Source organism: Microbacterium sp. G2-16M, assembly GCF_055809115.1.
On record NZ_CM147897.1, the window covers coordinates 1606504 to 1628099 of the forward strand.

18 protein-coding genes and 3 pseudogenes are annotated in these 21596 nt (G+C 65.4%); 6 read left to right on the plus strand and 15 right to left on the minus strand.

Annotation, left to right across the window (positions count from 1 at the left end; translation table 11 throughout):
* Position 1: 1 nt before the first annotated feature.
* Positions 2-547 carry an SRPBCC family protein gene (locus AC0L6F_RS07645; RefSeq protein ID WP_473539786.1) on the minus strand — a complete coding sequence of 182 codons (546 nt, stop codon included), beginning with the start codon at positions 545-547 and terminating at the stop codon, positions 2-4.
* A gap of 111 nt (positions 548-658) precedes the next feature.
* On the opposite strand from AC0L6F_RS07645, the gene AC0L6F_RS07650 reads away from it, so the two are divergent.
* Positions 659-1126 (plus strand): winged helix-turn-helix transcriptional regulator, encoded by a 468-nt coding sequence (locus AC0L6F_RS07650; protein WP_473539787.1) that lies wholly within the window; start codon positions 659-661, stop codon positions 1124-1126.
* Positions 1127-1773: 647 nt separating this feature from the next.
* Here the strand turns inward: AC0L6F_RS07650 and AC0L6F_RS07655 are convergent.
* The 7 genes from AC0L6F_RS07655 to AC0L6F_RS07685 all read right to left on the minus strand — a co-directional run bounded on the left by AC0L6F_RS07655 (position 1774) and on the right by AC0L6F_RS07685 (position 8739).
* Positions 1774-2001 (minus strand): helix-turn-helix domain-containing protein, encoded by a 228-nt coding sequence (locus tag AC0L6F_RS07655; RefSeq protein WP_274636041.1) that lies wholly within the window; start codon positions 1999-2001, stop codon positions 1774-1776.
* 699 nt (positions 2002-2700) lie between these two features.
* Positions 2701-3492, minus strand: coding sequence for a nucleotidyl transferase AbiEii/AbiGii toxin family protein (locus tag AC0L6F_RS07660; RefSeq protein WP_473539788.1), 792 nt, complete (start codon positions 3490-3492; stop codon positions 2701-2703).
* Positions 3489-4310 (minus strand): type IV toxin-antitoxin system AbiEi family antitoxin domain-containing protein, encoded by an 822-nt coding sequence (locus tag AC0L6F_RS07665; protein ID WP_473539789.1) that lies wholly within the window; start codon positions 4308-4310, stop codon positions 3489-3491. Before AC0L6F_RS07665 ends, AC0L6F_RS07660 begins: the two co-directional genes overlap by 4 nt.
* Before the next feature lie 217 nt (positions 4311-4527).
* The gene (locus AC0L6F_RS07670) at positions 4528-4767 is read right to left on the minus strand and encodes a hypothetical protein (RefSeq protein WP_473539790.1); all 240 of its coding nucleotides are present in this window, start codon (positions 4765-4767) and stop codon (positions 4528-4530) included.
* Positions 4768-4790: 23 nt separating this feature from the next.
* Entirely contained in the window at positions 4791-6257 is a 1467-nt protein-coding gene (locus tag AC0L6F_RS07675) for an aldehyde dehydrogenase family protein (protein ID WP_473539791.1), read from the minus strand.
* 34 nt (positions 6258-6291) lie between these two features.
* Entirely contained in the window at positions 6292-7638 is a 1347-nt protein-coding gene (locus AC0L6F_RS07680) for an aspartate aminotransferase family protein (RefSeq protein ID WP_473539792.1), read from the minus strand.
* A 168-nt stretch (positions 7639-7806) separates the two neighbouring features.
* A complete protein-coding gene (locus AC0L6F_RS07685; RefSeq protein ID WP_473539793.1) occupies positions 7807-8739 on the minus strand; it encodes a LysR family transcriptional regulator in 933 nt (310 codons plus the stop codon).
* A gap of 157 nt (positions 8740-8896) precedes the next feature.
* Here AC0L6F_RS07685 and AC0L6F_RS07690 point away from each other — a divergent pair, with 157 nt between their 5' ends.
* The gene (locus AC0L6F_RS07690) at positions 8897-10420 is read left to right on the plus strand and encodes an APC family permease (RefSeq protein ID WP_473539794.1); all 1524 of its coding nucleotides are present in this window, start codon (positions 8897-8899) and stop codon (positions 10418-10420) included.
* A 277-nt stretch (positions 10421-10697) separates the two neighbouring features.
* On the opposite strand, the gene AC0L6F_RS07695 is transcribed toward AC0L6F_RS07690, so the two are convergent.
* Genes AC0L6F_RS07695 through AC0L6F_RS07705 form a run of 3 tightly spaced genes read right to left on the minus strand, consistent with a single transcriptional unit; the run spans position 10698 to position 13803 of the window.
* Entirely contained in the window at positions 10698-11681 is a 984-nt protein-coding gene (locus AC0L6F_RS07695; RefSeq protein ID WP_473539795.1) for an ADP-ribosylglycohydrolase family protein, read from the minus strand.
* The gene (locus tag AC0L6F_RS07700) at positions 11678-12664 is read right to left on the minus strand and encodes an ADP-ribosylglycohydrolase family protein (RefSeq protein WP_473539796.1); all 987 of its coding nucleotides are present in this window, start codon (positions 12662-12664) and stop codon (positions 11678-11680) included. The genes AC0L6F_RS07695 and AC0L6F_RS07700 overlap by 4 nt, the downstream gene beginning before the upstream one ends.
* On the minus strand, positions 12661-13803 hold the full coding sequence (locus AC0L6F_RS07705) for an ADP-ribosylglycohydrolase family protein (protein WP_473539797.1): 1143 nt from the start codon (positions 13801-13803) through the stop codon (positions 12661-12663). Before AC0L6F_RS07705 ends, AC0L6F_RS07700 begins: the two co-directional genes overlap by 4 nt.
* A 116-nt stretch (positions 13804-13919) precedes the next feature.
* Between AC0L6F_RS07705 and istA the strand changes: the two genes are divergently transcribed.
* The 3 genes and pseudogenes from istA to AC0L6F_RS07720 form a co-directional block, all read left to right on the plus strand.
* Positions 13920-15491 carry an IS21 family transposase gene (gene istA / locus AC0L6F_RS07710; RefSeq protein ID WP_473537820.1) on the plus strand — a complete coding sequence of 524 codons (1572 nt, stop codon included), beginning with the start codon at positions 13920-13922 and terminating at the stop codon, positions 15489-15491.
* The gene (locus tag AC0L6F_RS07715) at positions 15488-16234 is read left to right on the plus strand and encodes an ATP-binding protein (protein WP_473537819.1); all 747 of its coding nucleotides are present in this window, start codon (positions 15488-15490) and stop codon (positions 16232-16234) included. The genes istA and AC0L6F_RS07715 overlap by 4 nt, the downstream gene beginning before the upstream one ends.
* 124 nt (positions 16235-16358) lie before the next feature.
* Positions 16359-16748, plus strand: a pseudogene (locus tag AC0L6F_RS07720) (IS1634 family transposase); the annotation flags it as partial.
* 10 nt (positions 16749-16758) lie between these two features.
* Here AC0L6F_RS07720 and AC0L6F_RS07725 read toward each other — a convergent pair.
* Both AC0L6F_RS07725 and AC0L6F_RS07730 read right to left on the minus strand, forming a co-directional pair.
* Positions 16759-17994, minus strand: coding sequence for an IS110 family RNA-guided transposase (locus AC0L6F_RS07725; protein WP_473539798.1), 1236 nt, complete (start codon positions 17992-17994; stop codon positions 16759-16761).
* Between the two features lie 298 nt (positions 17995-18292).
* Positions 18293-18913, minus strand: a pseudogene (locus tag AC0L6F_RS07730) (IS1634 family transposase); the annotation flags it as partial.
* Between the two features lie 143 nt (positions 18914-19056).
* Between AC0L6F_RS07730 and AC0L6F_RS07735 the strand changes: the two are divergent.
* A pseudogene (locus AC0L6F_RS07735) lies at positions 19057-19278 on the plus strand (aldehyde dehydrogenase family protein); the annotation flags it as partial.
* 111 nt (positions 19279-19389) lie between these two features.
* Here the strand turns inward: AC0L6F_RS07735 and AC0L6F_RS07740 are convergent.
* Together AC0L6F_RS07740 and AC0L6F_RS07745 are read right to left on the minus strand one after the other, a co-directional pair.
* The gene (locus AC0L6F_RS07740; RefSeq protein ID WP_473539799.1) at positions 19390-20904 is read right to left on the minus strand and encodes a CoA-binding protein; all 1515 of its coding nucleotides are present in this window, start codon (positions 20902-20904) and stop codon (positions 19390-19392) included.
* On the minus strand, positions 20901-21587 hold the full coding sequence (locus tag AC0L6F_RS07745) for an acetate--CoA ligase family protein (protein WP_473539800.1): 687 nt from the start codon (positions 21585-21587) through the stop codon (positions 20901-20903). The genes AC0L6F_RS07740 and AC0L6F_RS07745 overlap by 4 nt, the downstream gene beginning before the upstream one ends.
* Between the last annotated feature and the right edge of the window lie 9 nt (positions 21588-21596).

Below are 21596 nucleotides of genomic sequence, written 5' to 3' on the forward strand. Positions count from 1 at the left end.
ACTAAGAGCGCGCGCCGACATCCCGCTGTGTGCTGCGTGCGAGTCCGGCTGCCTCGGCCGCCTCGCGATGGAGCTGCACCTGGTCGGCGGCGGTGAGCGTCTCGTCGCCATCGAACCTGTGCGGCGCGCCCACTCCGGTCTCGATGAACTGCGTGAGGCTGCCGTTCACGAACATGGTCCACGCGTTCGAGCAGACCTCGTAGCACTCATCCTGGGGCTTGAGGCCCTCGTGCGTGAAGATGATCCGCGTTCCACCATCGGTCTCATCGATGTCGAATCGGACGGTGGTCCCGGTCCACTCCTGCTTGTCAGCGATGAAGTCGAGGTAGCTGCCGGTGACGAGCCACGCGACCCGCCGCTCGGGGGCGATCTCGGTGACTCGGAATCCGCTGTAGTGCACACCGGGGACGAGGTAGACGAACTCGTCGCCGACTGCGGCGGTCGAACCGGTGATCCGTCCCCACCATCCGGCGACGTCATTGATCGCGTCGAACGCTTCTCGCGGCGTGGCATTCACTGTGATCGTGGTCGTGAAGTTCGCGGTCATCTGTCTGCTCCTCTGCGTGCCTCTCACGAATGGAAGGCGGGTGGACTTGTGTGATGCAAGTCACCGTAACCCAACTCGCTTGCATCACGCAAGTGATAGAGTCGAGCCATGTTGGGCAAGACATACGACACCCAGGTGTGTTCGATCGCGCGATCACTCGAGCTCGTCGGCGAGCGGTGGAGCCTGCTCATCATCCGCGACGCGCTCTTCGCTCGAGTGACCCGCTTCGGCGACTTTCAGCACAACCTCGGGATCGCAACCAACGTGCTCACAGCGCGACTGGCGTCGTTCGTAGACAGCGGCATCATGGAGCGCGAGGGTTCCGTCGACTACATCCTCACCGCAAAGGGTCACGCACTGGCTGTCGCGCTGATAGCCCTCACCGAGTGGGGCGATTCGTGGGCATCACCCATCGAACCGCCGATCCTCTACCGACACACCGCGTGCGACGCCGGCGCGGTGCACGCGGTCGCCGTATGCGAGAAATGCGGCGTTGTCCCCGCAGAGGAGATCACCGTAAGCATCGGCCCGGGAATGCCGGCCGAATACCTCGCCGAGCGGCGCGGCGGAACCCGCTAGGGAATGCCGGGACGATTGCTGGGACGCGAACTCAGGCAAGGTCGGCCGCCGACGAGCAGCCCGCGTCTGGCCGGACGATGTGAAGCCGTCGGTCATGATGCATGCGGATGCCGAACGCGAACGTGATGTCTCGGGCATCCGTCGCGAGGGGGATGTGCAGGAACCCTCACGCCTTGTAGCGTCGAGGGCATGGATATCGCGTCGATGATCATGGGCGGCGCGATCGCGTCGATTGCGTGGATCGCCCTCACGCCCTGGAGCAAGCTCAAGCGACTGAAGCAGCTCGAAGCCGGCGAGGAGGATGCTTAGTCTCCCCCGCCGTTCCACAGTTGTTCCGTTACCGCCGCGTTACCGCTGACGCTGAATGAGATTCCGACCGGGTCACTGGTCCTGCAGCCCTTCGACGGGGAGCTGGTTCGGCCCTCGCGACGCTCGGCCATCGCGTGTGTTGCCGCGACCGCCGGCCTGCGTTGGAAAAGCTGCGCCACGTCCATAGGTGATGCTCGGGCCACGTGTTGCCTCAGAAGGGATGGCGGGGGATTCATTGTGGCGGTGACGGTGGGAATTGAACCCATGCACCCGAGATGTATCCCGATCTCGAACCCCGGTTCCACGCGGATTCGCGCAACTCAATCTCTCGCACGTGGTCAGTGTTGAGGAGTCAGGGACAACTTGAGTTCAAGCGCATCCGCGAGTCTGCTGATGGTCGCCACAGTGGGGTTCGCGGCGCCCGATTCGATACGGCTGATCTCTGACTGCTGGATACCGGTGACGGCCGCCAGCGCCGGCTGACTCAGCGACTTTGCGGTACGTGCGGTGCGGAGTTGCTCGCCGAGCTCGGTGCGGGCCGCCATCTCAATCTGGAACACGCGCACAGCCGCATCATGAACACGTCGTTCGTCAGCGGTCCAACTCTGCTCAACCCGTCACCAAGAGGCTTCCCCCACTCGCCCGGCAGATGTCGATCCCGTGGACCTTCAGCACGTGGCTGATCGCGGCGGTGAGCACGCCTGCTCGTAGCCGCCGAGTTTCGAGAAGAGGCGCTCGAAGTCCGCGCCCTCGTACTCGATGCTCCATGCGCGCGCGTCGCCATCCATCACGCGAAGCTACCTCAGCCCACCCCCACGACCGACGGGCGATTGTGGATCGACGCCGATCGAACCGGACCGAAACGGAACGAATCCCGTCTCAGCTGATCGAAACAGACTGAAACGGGATTCGAAAGTGGCGGTGACGGTGGGATTTGAACCCTTACTCATCACGCCGAGTTCGATGTGATTCGGGGCGACTTCGTTGAATTCACACGGATTAGATGCGTCGCCGTCTCCGGTTCGATAGCCGTCGCCGGTGTTGGATCGCGTACGTTTCGATTCAGTTTTACCCACGGCGTTCCCACGAATGGCCCGCCAATCAGCACCGACGGGCCAGCGCACCAACACGCGGATGCCTCACTAGTCATCGAACACATCTGCGGATTACCCTCGACGTGACCGGATCTGTCGAAGCGAAGAGAGCGAGTTCGGCAGCGTCCGATGGTCCCCATCGTGGCGGAGGGGATGCGCTTCGCGCCTGGCTCACGAAGCCTGTTCACGGTCGAGTTCGGCGAGCAGACGCACGCTGATCAGGTCCGCGGCCTCATCCAGGTCGTAGCCGTTGGGCCAGGCGGCCACGAGCGGGTCGAGATCGTGCCTGAAGGTGGCGTCCTCGAGCTTGCGGGCGAGGTTCTCCTGCGCGCGGGCGGCGGTGAGCCCGGCGGGGCGGTAGGGGGCGAAAGCGGCGAGTATGTCGGTCGGATCCAGCTGCAGGTGGTCCAGGGCCAGCCAGAGGTCGAACAGGTCGCGGCCCTTGGACCGTTGGTACAGCGCGCGGATCTTCGTGGCGACAAGTTCCGCAGGTTGGAACGTGGAGACCAGCGCGGCGCCGCTCCACCAGGCGGACTCGACGCGGTGCTCGTGGCGCAGCAGCGGCAGCGCCGGGGCACGTTCATGCGTGTTCACCTCGATCTTGATCCGCAGCGGCACTCCGCTTTCAGCGATCGTGCGCCAATAGACCTTCGGATGCTCGCCGATCCGGGTGCGCACCTCGAAGCCCAGGTCGGTACCCAGCCGGGTCAGCGTCCGGGTGAGTGGGGCGATGCCGCCCGCGGACGAACGGACGTAGTCAAGGTCTTCGCTGTAGCGGTAGGCACGGTCCAGGTGCAGCTTGTGCAAAGCGGTGCCGCCGCGGAACACCAGTTCGGCACCCAGATACTCGTCGGCGGCGATCGCGCAGATCGCGCGGGACAGCAACAGGTCTTGTTCGACCTGCTCCCGTGTGGGCCACGGCCGGTCCACACCCCACGCGGTGATCGCGTTCGCGGGGATCATACGTCCGGCTCCACATCCCGGTTCAGGTGCAGCATCCATTCGTCATCGACCGGCCCGGCGGCGGGCTGCGCGGGGTCCAGCCGTGACGGCGCACGCGAGGCATCACGGACAACAGCGTGCAGCGGTCCGAGATCAGTGCGCCCGGCGAACTGCGTAAGCACCCAACCCAGGCGCCGGCCCGCCGCCACGGAGAACCGGGCCGCCAACACGGCCACGTCCGTGATGTCAAACGCCTCAAGCTCAGCCAGCTCCACGATCACCGTCGCAGCGTTGTCGATGCCGCCCGCCAGCCGGACATCGGCAGCGACATCGAGCGCAGTCGCCGCAACCGACGACACCCGGGCGGTCCCCGACCGAGTCGGGTGCTGGATGGTCGGGATCGCCGCGACCCCCCGCTGCGCGAACACGAACCGGGTGCGCCCCACCGTGCGGTCGCGCACCTCGCGGCTCACCGCGACCTGGAACACCTGCGGCGCCTGATGCGCGGCCCCATGCAACCCGGCCGCGGTCAACCAGCCCACGTAGTAGCCGACACCGAGGTGCCGCATCATCGCGTCGACCAATTCAATCCCCGGCGGTGCACCCCAGGTGCGGAACTCGGCCGGCACCGGCACCCACAACCCGCGTACCGGCATGACCCACTCGCCACGCCGGGACGGAGCATGCAGCCGCTGCCGCACCTGCCCCTGCGGAACCCCGAGAGCATCCGCAAGCTCGGCGCCGGTCAACGGACCCAGGCCGCGCGAAAGCGCCCAGTCCGCCGCATCCGGCGCCCGAACCACCACCCGCCCCCGCCGCTCCATATCGACAATCGTCACAGAAACCGTGACGTTCCGCAAGATAGAGCGCATCGGTCGGGGCGGGAGCACCTCCACCCAATCGCGGCGCAAACAAGGTGGAGTACTCGAGCGCCCGAGGATGCCCACCCCGAACAGCTCCGTGAGGTCACGTTGCGCGCCCGCCGGCAATGCGCCACGGTGTTCACGACGACCGCAACGGTCAGCACCGGTGTCACCGGGAGCAGGTCGAGGATCTTCAGCACCAGCGCGTCGCGGCGCGGCACGGCCGGCGACCTGCCTGCGCGCGCCGGAACGCCGTCAGCTCATCCCGGATCCGCGCATCCAGCGCGGCGAAGTCAGCCGCCAACAGCACCACCCCGGCCGCGGCACGCTCCGCCGCCGTGGCGAACCCGATCACCCAGTCATCCACCCGCGGCGCGTCCGCACGGAACGCCGTCAAACCGGTGATGTAAGACCCGGTATCGCCGGCGAACACGGTGCTGATCGAGATCTTGCCTCTCAGAACGGGTAGTCCGCGATATCGCCCTGCACAGTGATCCACTGGGTCTCGGTGAAGGTGTCGAGGTTGGCGTGCGGTCCCCCGAAGCGTCCTCCGACACCCGACGCCTTCGTGCCGCCGAACGGGATGGATGCCTCGTCGTCGACGGTCGCGTCGTTGATGTGGATGGCGCCCGACTCGATGCGGTCGGCCAGTTCGTACGCTCGGAATGCGTTGCCGGTGAGGATCGACACCGACAGCCCGTACTCGCTGCGGTTGATGATCTCGATCGCCTCGTCGATGTCGTCGTAGACGAGCACCGGGGCGACCGGGCCGAAGATCTCCTCGGTCCAGGCGCGGTTGTCCTCGGTGACCTCGGTGAGCACGGTGGGCTGGTAGAAGAGCCCGTCGTGCGTCCCGCCGGCCACCAGCGTCGCACCCTGGGTAACCGAGGTCTGCACGATGTCGTCGATGTGGGCCAACTGCCGGTCGTCGATGATGGGGCCGAGGACATTGTCGCCGTCACGGCCGTCTCCCACGCGCAGGGCGCGGGCCTTCTCGGCTAGCAGGCGCACGTACTCGTCGGCGATCGACCGGTGCACGAGGTGACGCCCGGTGCTCATGCAGATCTGCCCCTGATGCAGGTATGACCCCCACGCCGCCACCGACGCCGCCTTCGCGACGTCTGCATCGGGCAGCACGAGCTGGGCGTTGTTGCCGCCGAGCTCCAGGTGCACCCGCTTCAGCAGCGGGGCGGCGGATGCCGCGACCCGGCGCCCCGCGGCCGTCGACCCGGTGAACGAGATCGTCGCGATCTGCGGATGCTGCACGATCGCCTCACCGACGTCCCCACCCCCAGGGAGCACATGCAGAACACCTTGCGGGAGCCCTGCCTCCTCGAACAGGGCGGCCAGGGCGAGTCCACCCGAGATGGCGGTGCGAGGGTCCGGCTTGAGGATGACGGCGTTACCCAGTGCGAGAGCCGGGGCGACCGAGCGCATGGAGAGGATGCCGGGGAAGTTGAACGGCGAGATCACCCCGACGATACCCACCGGCAGCCGCCGGGCCAGCGACATCCTCGGCTTCATTGAGCGCAGCATCTCACCGTAGGGGTGGGATGCCACCGCCGCCGACTCCTGCAGCTCGGTGGTGACGAGCATGGCCTCGAAGCCGGCCTTGCCCTGCGCAGAGCCCGCCTCGTCGACGAGCGAGTCGATCAGGCGGGCGGGATTCTCCTGCAGCAGCTGTGCCGCTTTCAACAGCACGGCGACCCGCGCCGGGTAGGGCTGCGCACCCCACTCGCGCTGCGCCACCACGGCGCTGGCGACGGCACGGTCGACGTCGGCCGGGCTCGCCCCGGCGACAGTGGCGAGAAGGCGACCGGTGGCCGGCGCGCGCACCGCGATCGATGCACCGGTGCCCTCCGTCCATCCGTCGCTGAACAGCTTGCCTTCCCACATCGGGGTCTGGTTCTCGGTCATGGTCATCGTCGACGTATCCTTTTCTTGGCTCGAGGGAAGATCAGGCTTCCAGCTCGAGGACGATCTCTTTCAGGGTGGTGATGTACGCGGCGATGTCGTCGTCGCTCATCGGGACCGAGAGCGAGAACTCGCCGCGGTGCACGGGGAAGAAGCCGCGGATGGCGAGCTCGAGCGAGATGATCTGGGTCTTGTCTGCGTCGAGGTTGCGCCAGTAGTCGCGGTGGTTCCGCAGTGCCAGCCCGGGGCGGTTCAGGTACCCGTATGCGAGGTGCGAGAACCCCTTTCCGTACATCGTGAACGGGCTGTTGCGGGCGCTGCTCCACTCGCCCAGCTCGGTCTTGATCCGCTGTGCCTGCGTATTTAGCTTGGTGAACGCGTTCTCGTCGAGCGCGGTCATGCACGCAACGCCGGCCACGAGCGCGAGCTTGTGGCCGTGGTGGGTGCCCGAGATCGTGACGGTGCCGTTCTCGAGCACGCTCATGACATCCTTCGACCCGCCGACGGCACCGAGCGGCATCCCGCCGCCGATGATCTTGCCCATCACGGTGAGGTCTGGAATCACCCCGTAGACGCCCTGCAGCCCGTGCATCCCGGCGCGCAGACTGATCGTCTCGTCGAAGATCAGGACGATGCCGAGTTCACGGGTGATCTCCCGCAGTCGCTCGACGAACTCCTGATCGAGGACGACCAGACCGCCCGCGCCGCTCTGCAGCTCGACGATCACCCCGGCGACCTCATCGGCGTGTGCGCGCAGGATGCGTTCGGTGCCCTCGACGTCGTTCTGGGTGAGAATCACGGTGTTGTCGATGTCGGCCTGCGGAATGCCGCCACTGTCGCGGACCGGCTGCGGATCGGCATCCGTACCACCGTCGTCCCCCGGCCCGGTGTGCGAGGAGATGTGCAACGTGTCGCTGAAGCCGTGGTATCCGCCCTCGAACTTGGCGACCTTCGTCTTGCCGGTGAACGCGCGTGCGATCCGGATAGCGCTCATGCACGACTCGGTAGCCGAGCACGAGAATTGCACCTTCTCGACGGAGGGGACCCGGTCCACCAGGATCTGCGCGAGCTGCGGCTCGGCGGGACTCGGGTTCCCGAACGAGATCCCGCTCGGGATCGCCTCGATCAGCGCCGACGTGATCGCGGGATGGTTGTGACCGAGCACGTTGACCGTGAAGTTGTTGTTCAGATCCAGCAGACGGTGCCCATCGACCGTGACGATGTGCGACCCGTCGCCGGAGGCCGCGAACACCGCGTGCGGGCCGAAGTTGAACGAGTTGCGACTGTAGCCGCCGGGAATCAGCTCTTTGCCGTGGCGGGTCATCTCTGCGGAGGTCGCGAACTTCGTGGAGAAGTCCTTGACGCTCTTGGGGAGGCTCAGATTCGGCATGGGGTCTCTTTCCGTACAGGCGACGAGAATGGGGGTGGCTCCGGTCGCAGCTCCGGGCGCGACCGTGCGTCTCATCCATCGTGCGGGGATACCGCATCCGCTGGCAATCATCGATCCGCGATCGTGCGATCGCGTGAGCAGATCGGCGCCAGGACGGACGGCTACCGGTCAGAGTTCCGTGGGGTGAAGGCGCACCGCACCGGGGATGAGATGCAGGTACCGATCGACGACGCCGGTGGCGACCTCGCGGAAGCGGGATGCGGCGTCGTCACCGTCCGCCGATGCGGCCGAGACAATGGCGAGGCCGGACAGCTCGGCGTCCGTCAGCGGGATGAAGCGTACGCCGGGGTGGGGGAACATCGAGGCGGCCGTGACCGGGTAGGTGTCCACGGCATGACCGTACGCGACCGCCGCGAGGCTCTCGGGCACCGACCTGACCTCGCCACCGACGCGGCTCACCCCGCCGCGCTCGTCGTCGAACGACCAGTACGAGCGCCAGTCCACCGGCGCACCCTCGGCTGCTACGGCGAACGGCTTGTCGATCAGATCCATCACGCTGAGGCTCGATGCCGCCGCGAGCTCGTCGTCGGCGGGCACGACGGCGACCCGCGGCTCGGCATACAGCGGTTCGACGTGCAACGAAGCATCGGTGACCGGCAAGCGGAGGAGCGCGACATCCACGTCGCCGTTGCGCACCGCATCCAGCTGATTGACCATCGACAGTTCCACGTACTGGAGCTCGACGTCGACCGCAGCCTCGCGGAACGCAGAGAAGATCAGATGGGTCAGGGGCCCGGCGCCCTCGGCGAACGTCCCGACGCGCAGTCGCCGCGGTGCTCCGCGCGCGACATCCCGCGCGCCGGACACGGCCGCCCCGAGTGCTGCGAGCGTCTGCTCGACCTCATTCAGGAACACCGTGCCCGCCGGGGTCAGCGAGACGTGGTGGCTGGAGCGGTCGAACAACCGGAAACCCAGCTCCGTCTCGAGCGACTGGATCTGAGTGCTGATCACGGACTGCGAGACGAACTCCTTCGCCGCGGCGCGGCCGAAGTGCAGCGTCTCGGCGACGCGTACGAAATACCGCAACTGCCGAAGTTCCACGTCACCTCCCACGCTGGCGATCTGTCCAGGCGATCGCACAATCGCGGATCCGTCGTTGACCGGCACAGCACATCTATTTGACGATGATACGACGCGTACCCGATCGCGTGATGCCTGTGCCGCACCGCTGCGGCCACCGGAATGAGGAGCGCCAGAGATGTCCCATACTCCACTCGAACCTGCCAGTGAGTCCCTCGCCGCGCGCGAGCGTCATGGGACGACGCTGAAGAAGGGGTCGCTCGGCGTACCGGCGATCATCTTCTTCGTCGTCGCGACAGCGGCGCCTCTGGCTGCAGTCCTCGGTGCGGGTCCTGTGGTGTTCACCTTCGCGGGTGCCGGCGGGCCGGCGATGTACGTCATCGCAGCCGTCGTACTGCTCCTGTTCGCCATCGGCTTCGCGGCGATGAGTCGCCACGTCACGAGCGCCGGCGGGTTCGCCGCGTTCGCGGCCAAAGGCCTGGGCCGGTACGCCGGGTACATCTTCGCGGGCGTGGCAGTGATCGCCTACGCCGGGATGCTCATCGGCTTGTTCGGCCAGTTCGCGGTCTTCACAGCGGACTTGTTCTCCAGCGTGCTGGGATGGAACGTCCCCTGGCAGATCATCGCATTCGCCGGCGTCGTGCTGGTCGGGGCGTTCGGCTATCTCGACGTCCAGCTGTCGGCCTCCGTGCTCGGCGTCTTCATGATCCTCGAGGTGCTCATCCTCGTGGTCTTCGACGTCGCGGTCTTCGCGTCGGGCGGTCAGTCGGGCGTCAACCTGGAGGCCTTCTCCCCGGCGAACGTCTTCACCCCGCAGATGGGCGCGGGGCTCCTGTTCGCATTCTCCTGCTTCGTCGGGTTCGAAGCCACCGTCATCTACGGGGAGGAGGCAAAGCGTCCGCGGCGGACGATCCCCCGCGCCACCTATGGCTCAATTCTCATCATCGGCGTCATCTACACCGCGACGATGTGGGCGCTCGGGCTCGCGTACGGTTCGGGGAACGTGCAGGATGCCGCTACCAGCGACCCCGTCAACTTCGTGTTCGCGGCGAACACGAAATACGTCGGCGAGTGGTCGACCACGATCATGCACATCCTCGTCGTGACCAGCCTTATCGCGGTGCTGCTCGCCTTCCACAACACTCTCGCCCGTTACCTGTTCTCACTGGGCCGCGCCCGCTTCCTCCCTCAGCCTCTGGGCCACACGCACCGCAGGTTCCAAAGCCCGAGCATCGCCAGCATCGTCTTGACGATCGTGACCGCTGTGGTGCTGGGCGCGTTCGTCATCGCGCAGGCTGACCCGTTCCAGACCCTCTACCTGTGGCTGGTCGGAGTCGGGACGCTCGGCCTCCTGCTGCTGCAGGCCGCGGGCGCGGCATCCGTCGTCGGATTCTTCGCCCGGCATCCGAACAAGCGCGCCAGCACGTGGACGAGCTTCATCGCGCCGACCCTCGGCGGTCTGGGCCTCGTGGCCGCGCTGGTGTTGGCCGTCGTCAACTTCCCACTCCTGACCGGGGTAACCGAAGGCCCTGCGACACTGCTGCCGGTGCTCATGATCGTCGCAGCCGCGATCGGTCTCCTCATCGGCGCCGTACGATCACGCGGCGGCCGCGAGGTGGACCTCGCCACCGGGATCATCACTCTTGAGGATGCCGCGCTCGAGGAAGCCGAGACCGACGCGTCTCGTGGCGGCGTTCGGTAGGCGAAGACGACCCTTCCGTCTGGCCACAGCCCGGCGTCATCACACCATCGACACCCACAACTCGATCATGGAGCGGTACTGATCCGAGACGGACGGATCCCCACGCTCCATACAAGAACCCCGGAAGCGTCGACTACAGGGCCCAAACACGTCCATCTAGCCAAAAGTGGTACGAGTCAGGTCTGCAGGAACGCGATCGCGAACGCCGAAGCCCCATCCGTGTCGCGGAAGGCGCGAGCATGGTGGCCGAAGCGCTCGCTGGCAGAAATCGGGCTCGCTACCTCTCGGTCCTGCGGATTGCATCCGTGACGCTCATTCCGGCCAGTGCAGGCACGCTGACTCCGGCGAGCGGGGCGTCAAGCGTCACGGCGTCAGGAATCCACGCCACGCCGAACAGCGCTGCCGCCGCTCCTCCAGACAGGGCGGCAAGCGTGGTCCCACTCCGTCCGCTCGCGATCGCGCCGAGGAGGAGTCCGTCCGCGCTGGTCGCGACGGCCACATGGGCGAGGAGGACTGCGAGTGTCTCCGGCGCGGCGACTGGGTAACTGTAGATCCAGTCACAGACCTCGTCGTTGAGGGCATTGGCGAGATCGAGCGGTTGGCGCGCGCGTAGCGCGACGTTAAGTGCAGTCTCGGCCAGTCGACGGGACCAACTCCCATCAGGGAGGACGTCGACGGCCCGCTGTGCGGCCTCCCGTCCAGGTGCTCCGTGAAGCAGCGCACGGAACAGCACGACTGTCGCATCAGCACACCAGACGCCGTCGAGGTCGTGTGTGGTGTGTGCGTCAGCATTCGCGAGGGCGCGGGCCAAGTCGTCACTTCCTGGTGCCGTTGCAGCGGCAACGGCCCTGACCATCGCAAGGTCGTCGAAGTAGTGCGGATTGTCATGGCCGGACTGCGGTGGCCGCAGGCCACGGCGCATGTTTGCGAGTGCGATCTTGGTTCCAACTCGTTGTCGGCCTTCGTCCGCAGTAGCGAGTTCGAGCCAGCCCGAGTCGATCGTGGCGACGTTGCCGGAGGCAACCAAGCCAGCGGTGAAAGCAAACCACTCGATACTCTCGCCTGGTCCCCGGAGAAGGCGCGGGGATGATGAGTGGGCGTACGGACGTGTGGGTGTTGCCTGACCATGCTCGCGATCGAATGTGCGCAGGACTTCTATCCGCGCCAGTCGCTTCGGCGGTAGTGCGTGCACGCGAAAATCCGTGTTTGCGGGGTGGCTGGCCTCTCCCGCAAGCATTCCTCTGACGACGTCGATATTCATTTGGAGTGTTCCGCGAGTTCTGTGAGAGCGTCAGCCGCGTCAAGCGGATGGATGCCGGCGGTCGACCGGATGCATGATCCTTCCACAGGATGCAGAGCATCGACCCAGTCGTCGGGTATGGCCTGAATGCCGCAGATCGCGCCAGCGATACTCCCGGTCATCGCGGCAATGGTGTCGGCATCCCGCCCGAGATTCACTGCGAACAGGACACCCGACCGGAAGTCTCCGTCACCTGCGAGCAGAGCAGCCATAGCGAAGGCGACAGCCTCCGGAGCCATGTCCGCACAGTAGTAGTCGGTGATCGCGAGAGCATCATTCAGCGCGATTGCCAGAGCTGCTTGGTCCGGTTCCGTATCGACGAGATGCCGTGCGGTCGCGAGGTTGCGGGCCATCCAAGAATCCGCCGGGATCGCGCTCAGGGCGACAGCGAAGGACTCCCGCGCAGTTGCCCCGCTCATCCCGGCAGCTATCGCGGCAGCCACCGCCACCCCTGCGTGGATGCCCTCACCGCTGTGGCTGACTTGACCATCCGCGGTCGCGAGGCGAACGGCGACGGCGAGGTCTCCCCCAGACACGATGCCCAGCGGGGCGACGCGCATCGCGAGACCGTCGCTCCACGCATGTATGTGCGCTCCCGACTGTGGGGGCCGGATGCCGCGTCTGAGGTTGTCGATGGCGGCCATCTCACTGAAACCACCGCCCGCGAAGTTGTCCAGTTGCGGGAGGACGTCCTCGATCCATGTCTGGGCGAAGTCGGCGGCAGTCGCGTCGACGCCCACACGGCTCAACGTCCGTGCGGTGAGGAGCGCATACTCGGTGTCATCACTACCGGCCGGCGGCCACTGCAGGTAGCCCTCGACCCTGCCGTAGCGCTCCTGAATCTCTCTCGCAGACAGGCCCTCGACTGGACGACCGATCGCGTCCCCGATGGCAAGGCCCGCCATGGAACCCCGCGCACGATCACGGACAGACAGTGTGGTCATTCTTTGCCCTCCTTCACAGCAAGCAACAAGGTTCGATGGGCCAGATCCCATATCTTCACACCGCTCATGCCGGGAAGGCTCGTGGCGATTCGGTCTTGCAACGGAGCTATCCAGTCCGCTGGCAATGCACGTGCGCCGCGTAACGCGCCACAGACGCTGCCGACTGTTGCACCAACCGAATCGGTGTCCCAGCCGGCCATGACCGCCAGCGGTACTGCGTCCTCCAGCTTGCCGGTGCCGCGAGTGAGTGCCCAGGCGATGGTGGCGGCGTTGTTGAGCACGTGGACCCAGTGCATCCCCGTGAATCGTGCCCCCAGGGCCGTCAAGTCGCTGTCCAAGGATCCGCCGCGGTGGCCGAGGCCGCGCCCGAAGCGCACGGCCTCGGCCAGGTGGCTGTTGCTGGGGATCACGCTCTGGCCGGCATCGAGGACGGTCTCAACGTCATCGCAGACGGTTGCGGCGGCGGAAAGTCCGGACGCCCACAGCTCGCCGTAGAGCCCGTTGCCGGTGTGGCTAATTCGGGCGTCCTCGTAGGCCATGCGAGCAGCCGCGGCCGGATCTCCTGGGCTGACCCAGCCGAAGACATCCCCGCGAATCAATGCTCCGATCCACTCCCGGAACGGGTTCCTGGTGCGCGCACAGCGATCTGGGTCCACGCCTTCCAGGAGGTTGCGATACGCCGCGCGTTCCGCGGTGAACACACGTCCTGCGGGGAGCTCGTTGAGCCATGCGGATGCGATGTCGTCCACGGTGAATTCGCGCCCAACCCGCTCGAGCACCCCCAGATTCAGGATCGGGTAGTTCAGGTCATCGTCCTCCGGCATTCCGTCGATGTTCTCGACCAGAGAGTTCACCGCGCTTCGGCGGTTCCACGGCCACCGTTCAAGAACCTTGCGCGGCACATCGGCCCCAGAGAAGTAGGACGTCAGCGGCCAACGGCCGGCCGCAACCAGTAGCTCACGGATACCTTCGGGTGGGATCTTCTCCACAGGCTTGCCGAGGAGGCAGCCTGCCGCTCGGCCCAGCCATGCACCGTAGATGCGGTCTTCGATATCGGCACCCGGTGCGGGCAAATGAGGTGCCGGCGGGGTGGCTGAATATTCGCGTTTCTGAGCGCCAGGGGTATTGCGGTTGAGCACCGGTTGCCCGTCGATGTGATCGTGTTCGTGGGCGCCGCTCGATATTCGGGGTGAGCGCCACCCTCGTAGGCTCCTCCTGCCGTGTGGCCAATCACGCGGCAGGAGGAGTGATTCGGATGGTACGCAAGATCAAGGCGAAGCTGGTGCTTCGGCTTCGCGCGGAAGGCCTCACCGGGCGGCAGATCGCCGCGCAGGGCATGTCCCGGCACTCGGTAGCCGCAGTCATCGACGCAGCCGACCGAGAAGGCATCGGCTGGGACGATATCGCCGACCTCGAGGAAGCAGCCGTGTATGCGCGACTGTTTCCCGGGAGGGGCGAGCATGAGAGCGTGCACGCGCAACCGGATTGGGAGCGGGTGCACCGGGAGCTCGCGAAGGTTGGGGTGACTCTGAAGCTGCTGCACGGTGAGTATGTCGATGCGTGCCGTGCCAAGGGTGAGACCACGATGGGCTATGACCGGTTCTGCAAGACCTACGCGCGGTACGTCCTTATCGCCGGGGCCGCGTCCCGCGTCGGTCACAAGGCGGGGCAGACGGTCGAGGTCGACTGGTCGGGGCCGACGATGCAGCTGACTGACCCGGTCACCGGCGCGTCGACGGCGCGGGTCTATCTGTTCGTCGGCACGTTGCCGTTCTCCCGGTACGCGTTCGTTGAGCCGACGCTCGACATGAAGCAGGACACCTGGCTGCGTGCGCACACGGCGATGTTCGACTGGTTCGGCGGGTCCGTCCCACGGGTCGTGCCCGACAACCTGAAGACCGGGGTGATCAAGCACCCAGCCGAGGGCGAGGTGGTCCTCAACGACGCGTATCGGGAGCTGGCCGCGCACTACTCGGCCGCGGTACTGCCGGGCCGGGTGCGCAAACCGAAAGACAAGGCGAGCGTGGAGAACACGGTCGGCAACATCGCCACCTGGGTGATCGCGTCCCTACGCGACCGGCCGTTCGGGACGCTGCCGGAGCTGCGCTCGGCGGTCTATGAGCGCGTCGCCGCGTATAACGCGGAACCGTTCCAGAAACGCGCCGGGTCCAGGTCGAGCGTGTTCGAAGCGGAGGAGAAGCCATTGCTGCGACCGCTGTCGGCCGTGGCGTTCGAGATCGCCCGATGGGTCTACGGACGCCGCGTCCAGAAGAACGGGCACGTGGTGTTCGAGAAGAACTTCTACTCCGTCCCCGCCGCCCACATCGGTGCCAGCGTCGACCTGCGGGTCACCGACACGACGATCGAGGTGTTCGCGGGGCAGGATCGGCTGACCAGTCATCTGATCGCCCCGGCCGGGATGGTCAACGAGTATCGGACGCATGATGGTGACCTGCCCGACGGGTCCCGCTACCGGCAGTGGGACGCGGCCCGGGTCCGGGAGTGGGCGGCCCGAATCGGGGAGAACACGACCACCGTCGTGAACCGGATCTTCGAGGCCGTGCCGGTCGAGGAGCAAGGCCTCGACGCGGCCCTCGCCGTGCTGCGGTTGACGCGCCGATACTCCGCCACCAGGGTCGAAGCCGCCGCGGGCATCGCGCTGGCCTCACGAGTGAGATCACCACGTTACGCGCACCTGCGGCCGATCCTCGCCTCGAACCAGGACCAACGCGGCAGGGGTACCTGGCTCGAACCCTCCGAGCCCACGGCCGAGCCTGGCGGGTATGTTCGCGGCGCGGACTACTACGCCGATGGGGGCGCCCGGTGAGCCGGCTCGACTCGGAGACGAAGCGGAAGCTGCGTGAGATGGGGGTCACATCGCTGGTGGACGCGTTCGACGTGCAGGACGACACCCTCACGTTGGGGATGGTGTTCGAGGAGCGCATCAAGCTCGCCGTCGACGACGCCCACGCCACATTCACCCAGTCGAAGGTCGAGGGACTCATCCGACGTGCGGGCTTGCGTTACCCGAACGCGGACCTGCGCCGCCTCGACCTGCTCGAGCAGCGGGGCCTGGACCGGGGCGTGATCGCGCAGCTCGGGACCTGCCAGTTCATCACGAGGCAGCAAAACGTCGTGTTCCAAGGCTTCACCGGGTCAGGGAAGTCCTACCTCGGGTCCGCGCTCGCGAAGCAAGCCTGCAAACACCGCTACCGGGCCCACTACATCCGCATGCCCGACCTCGAAGAGGCCTGGGCCGTCGCTCGAGACAAGCCCGCCGGGAAGGAGAAGTGGCTGCGCAAATATTCGGCGTTCACGATCCTGGTGATCGACGAATGGCTCCTCGACCCGCCAACGGACGACGTTCGGAGCATGCTCCTCGAACTCCTTGAGCGGCGCTACGACGCCGCTTCGACGGTGTTCTGCACCCAATACGCGAAGAAGGACTGGCACCAACGCCTCGGCGGTGGCGTCCACGCCGACGCGATCATGGATCGCATCGTGCACAACACGCTCTGGATCGAAACCGGCGACGTCAACATGCGCGAACACGCCGCGATGACCAGCTGACCCAGCCCGCCGGTGAGCGTCGCGCCGCGGGTGGCGCTCACCGGCGATACCCGGCGGCCCCGAAACGCAATACCGGGTGGCGCGCCACCACAATATTCACTGGCGCTCAGAGGTGCAAATACTCATAATCGGGCTGAAGGGCTACGTCACCAACCTTCCAGTCGTGAAGGTCCCCGCCGCACAGGTCGTGGCCGCCTATCACGACCTGTTCCAGGTCGAGGCGTCGTTCCGGATGGCGAAGACCGACCTGCGCGCGAGGCCGATGTTCCACCACGAGAAGGACTCCATCAGCGCGCACCTCACGATCGTGTTCTGTGCTCTCGCCATCACAAGACAGCTCACCGACGTCACCGGCTACAGCATCCGACGCATCGTCCGCGCCCTCCGGCCCCTCCGCGACGTGGTGATCAGCGTCCAGGGCCAGCAGATCACCGCGACCACCCCGCCCGCAGGCGAAGCCGCCGACATCCTCTCAAAGCTCCAAGCCGCAACGGGGCACTATTACGAGAGTTGAACGTGACGGGTCAGGCGGCGGTGGGTGTGATCACCACCTCGTAGCCGAGGTTCTCCAGGTCACGGACCGCCTTGTTTCTGGCTCTGTCGGGGTTGAGTCGTGAGTAGTGGTCGGGTCCGAGGTCGGCGTATACCTCGCCGTTTCGGAGCATGTGCCAGACGGCTGTGAGGATGGTGTGCTCGATCGCGACGATTGCGCGAACGGGGCCGCGGCGGGCGGTCAGGCGTCGATATCGTGCGGCGAGGTAGGTGCCCTTCGATCGGGAGGCAGACATCGCCGCGACCCCGAGTGCTCCCTTCAAATACGCGTTCCCGTGCGTGGTTGCGGAGGACTTAATCTTGCCCGCGGATTCGTTCATCCCGGGACAGACCCCGGCCCAGGAAGCCAAGTGCGCGGCAGTGGGAAAGACGCTCATGTCCGCGCCGGTCTCCGCGATGATGATCTCCGCGACGGTCGTCGACACCCCCGGGAGCGTCACGAGCGCGTCCCGGGCCGGACGAAAGGGCTCGATGCTCTCCTCGATCCGTGTCGTGAGCGCGTCGATCATCTGCTGGTGCGCGTCGATCTGGGCCAGGTACTGGCGCACCATGAATGCATGATGCTCCGTGAACCGGCCCTGCAAAGCATCAACCAACTGCGGGATCTTGTGCCGCATCGTGCGCTGGGCAAGGTCAGCGAGCACGACCGGATCGCGTTCCCCGTCGCAGAGCGCTTCGAGCATCAACCTGCCGGACTTCCCGATCAGGTTCGACGCCACCGAGGAGAGCTTGATCCCGGAGGATTCGAGGTGCTTCTCCAGCCGTTGCACCTGCCGGCCCCGATCCCGCGCTGCGACCGACCGGGCCCGGGTCAGATCTCGCAGCTCCCGGATCGGTTCCGGCGGCACGAACGACGCACGCAGCAAGCCGTGCGCGGCCAGCTGCGCCAACCACGCCGCATCCGACACATCGCTCTTGCGACCGGGGATGTTGCGAGCATGCTTGGCGTTGACCAGCATCACCGGCAGGTCGTTCTCCATCAGATAGTAGAACGGCTTCCAATAGTCGCTCGTCGCTTCCATCACTACGGTCGTGACCTGCTGCGAGGCGAGGTAGTCGATCAGTTCGAGCACCTGAGACGTGGTCGACCCCCACGTCGTCACGTCCGTGGTGAACGTGCCCTTCCGTTTCCCCGGCACCCGAACAGCGACCTTCGCGTCGCGTTTGGAGATATCGATCCCCGCCGATCGCTCATGGATGATGTCCATCGCCTGCTCCCTTCCCGACGTGGCGGACTGGACGGCGCCGGTCGTGGAGAGGACAGGATGAAAGCTGGAATCTAATACTCGTGCTCAATGGCAACAATCCACGGTCCCCGTGGGGTCCTCCGCGTCAAGCTAAATTGCGGGCTGCGATGCACCATAGTGCGTCGACGTCGACCACGACCGGACAGCCTTCAGCATGCGCCTCCAGAACCCGAGCCGACAAGAGCCGACCGCCCCAATACTCTCAACCCCCCACGGCGCGGACAGCGACCCCTCAGAAGCTAAAGTGGCACGACTCAGGCCCGACGAGGATCTGCGGGTCCACGCGGCGTTCCTTGCTCATCCCGACCTTGCGGAGCCCGTCTTCGTACTCCGCCTCGAAATACAACGTGGTCACGTCGTAGAGCACCACCGTGAGCGGCCCACCCCGGGTGGCGTGCGCGTATGCCGCTGCGGCGAACTGGGACCGCCAGTCCTCTTTCACGCACCGGGCCAGGGTGCGCCAGATCGTCCGCAACGACGCGGACCGCACCCCCGCCTCACTGAGGACCCTGATCGAGTCGGCCTTGCTCGTCGGCTCGATCACCCGGCCCAGCACGAGCTGCTTGAACGCTTCCGTGCCGACGCCGTCGAATCCCAGCCGCGCATAAGCGGCGTCCAGCACCTCCCACAGCACCCGAGACCGGGAGCCGATCACCGTCGGCGCGGACGTCACCGGTTCCGGCGTCAACGCATCCAGATCGAACGCGAGTTGCCCGGCCTGGATCTTCGTCTTCGCGACCTCGATCAGCGCCGCAAGCTCCGGCTCGGCATGCGCGGACCCGACGTGTTCCACGATCGTGCGCACGCCACGCGTCTTCGAGACGATCTGCACCGCCGTCGCACCCGACGCGGTGCGCACCTTCCGCACGAACAACCCCACCAGAAGAGTCTAGAAGCCCTCGACTTAGTGCCCCGCCCGAACACCAAGAACCCCGGAAAATCAACGAACCAGCACCCCGGGTGACACGATCCAGCCCAAAGTGGCACGAGTCAGGTCAGTGCAGCGACCTGGGACAGCACACAGTGCCGTTCAACTGGCCGATCGCGATCCGGGGCGCCTCGCTGCCGCACGCGCTGCTTACCGGCAACACCGTGATCGTGAAGGTGCCGCCGACAGCCCCTCTGGCCACGGCACGCGTCGTCCAACGCGTCGCCGAGAAGCTCCCGGCGGGCGTGCTGAACGTCATCAGCGGCGAGGACGAGAACATGACGGGGCTCATCACGGACGTCAACAAGGTATGGTTCACCGGTTCGGTCAACGGCGGCAAGCGCATCATGGAACTGGCCGCCACCCCCATGACCCCCACCGAATGTCCGAAGAGCCGTCAAACTCGACCACCCGCCAGACGGCCTCGTTTAGAGATCTTTCACTCCTTTAGACATCCTCTCCACGCCGAGCGTAGCCCGAAAGTGAGTTTCGTAGTCGTTGAGCGCCGTCAGCATCTGGATCGCTCCTGCGAAATCCGTTACCGTTGGCACGTCGAATTCACGCGCAGAGTCGGTAAGTGCTCGGCGAGCCTCGTCTGCTTCCACGCTCCCATCCGAATTCAAGACCAACACCGCCGTCGAGTCGACGGCGTGCTCACGGAGCAATGGCAGCGAATCAGAAAGAAAGCCTCTGAAGCCAGCCTGATAGATAGGCCCTTGAAGCATTGCCGCCAGGTTAAGGTGCACGACGATGGCACTCGGCCGCTCACGCTCCAAGACGAGTCGCAGCAAGGCCGAACAGAGCCTACCCTTTTCGTGGGCAAAGACGCCCGCTGGAAGATCCACTGGGTTCACAACGCTGGCTCCCGGAGGAAGTGCCAGATCCTTAGCCGCCCGGATGACCTCAGCCGACATGGGAAGAACTGCCAGGCGTGCCCTGGCAAATTGATCGGCTGCCAACACATTTACCCCGCCACCATTTCCCAGGAGTACAACATTCTGCCCGCGAGAAATTGGCACGCGACTCGTATGCTGAAATACAAGCAGAGAGTGCAAGAACTTGTCGAGAGTATCCACAAGTGTCAAGCCGAACTGCCGCGCCAACCCTGTCCATAGTCTCTCGTCGGTCGCAGCCGCACCCGTATGTGACGCGGCCGCTCGACTTCCTTGGGCCGTCAACCCGCCCTTCAGAATGACGATCGGCTTTCTCTTGTCGGCACGCCGTAACAGTTCCACGAACCGCCGACCGTCCGCGAGGTGCTCAAGGTAAAGACCTATTGCGTTCGTACCGGAATCGGCGAGATAATGCTCGACAAGCTCGATCGGGCCAACATCCAATGCATTTCCCACGCTGACAACCGAGCGAAACTCCAGTCCCAATGCGCGCCCACGACGGACCATGTCGACGCTCAGCCCACCACTCTGCGAAACGACGGAAATCGTCCCTTCCGGAGAATCCGCTCCACCGACATAACTGAGATGGCCGCGAGGCGAGTGAGTGCCCAACGAGTTCGGCCCAAGGATTCGGACACCGGCCGTGTGCGCCGCATGTGCAAGTTCCGCCGCCAGATTCGCTCCCGTGCCGTCTCCCTCGCCGAAGCCGCTGGAGATCACTTGCGCGAACCGCACCCGACCGGCCCCCGTCGATATCAGCTCCGCGACGTTCTTCGCGGGAATCGCGATGTACGCGTAGTCAATGACGCCAGGAACTTCAGCGAATGATGGAAACGCCGGATACCCTTCGATGCTTGTTGCAGTCGGATGAATAAACACGATCTGACCGTCGTAGCCGGCCGTCTGCAGCTGGTGCAGGAAGGCGTTCCCTTGCGCACCACCCCTTGCCGACGCTCCTGCTATCGCAATAGTCGCCGGCTCAAAGAGCAGATCGAATCGCTTCAAAATCTCTTCATGCTCAGTCGACGTTATTTCAAGTTCCGTACTCATCGAGCCCCTCCTTCGGCAGGAAGAATTCGGACATCGACCGCGCACACGTCCGACGGACCGACGAGCAGCGGATTGATGTCGAGTTCCGAGATGGTGTCTTGATGGGTCATCATGAGTCCGCTCGCGCCTCCGATTCGGGTAATGACGTCGATCGTGGCGTCGAGGTCGATCTCTTCCTGTCCGCGGGTTCCGAGAAGCAGTGGCGCGATTCTGAGTTCGTGCAGCATCTCCCGGGCATCGTCAGCAGTGATCGGGCAGATGCGAACCGACACGTCGTCGAGGACGTGGACGTAAATGCCTCCCGCGCCCACCATGACGATCGGCCCGAACGAGGGATCAACCCGAGCACCCACGATCAGCTCAATCGCACCGGTAGCCATTTCCTCGACCAGATATCCAGACAGGAGATTTGCGGGGATGCGCTGGTCGCCTTCCATCTCGTGGATCGCCTCTGCGATCCCTCTCTCACTCGTCAGACCCACCTTCACGCCGCCGATATCAGACTTATGAAGCGGCGTGTTTGACAGCACTTTGGCAACGTAGGGCGGGTGAAGCCGCTCGGTTATCAGAGGAATCTCATCAGCCGAAGAAATCCTCATGCCCCGAGGAACAGGTATGCCGAATCGCGCGGCCAACTTTTTGCTCTCGTGCTCATCTATACCACTTCCGATGTCGGCAACCATTGAGCTATT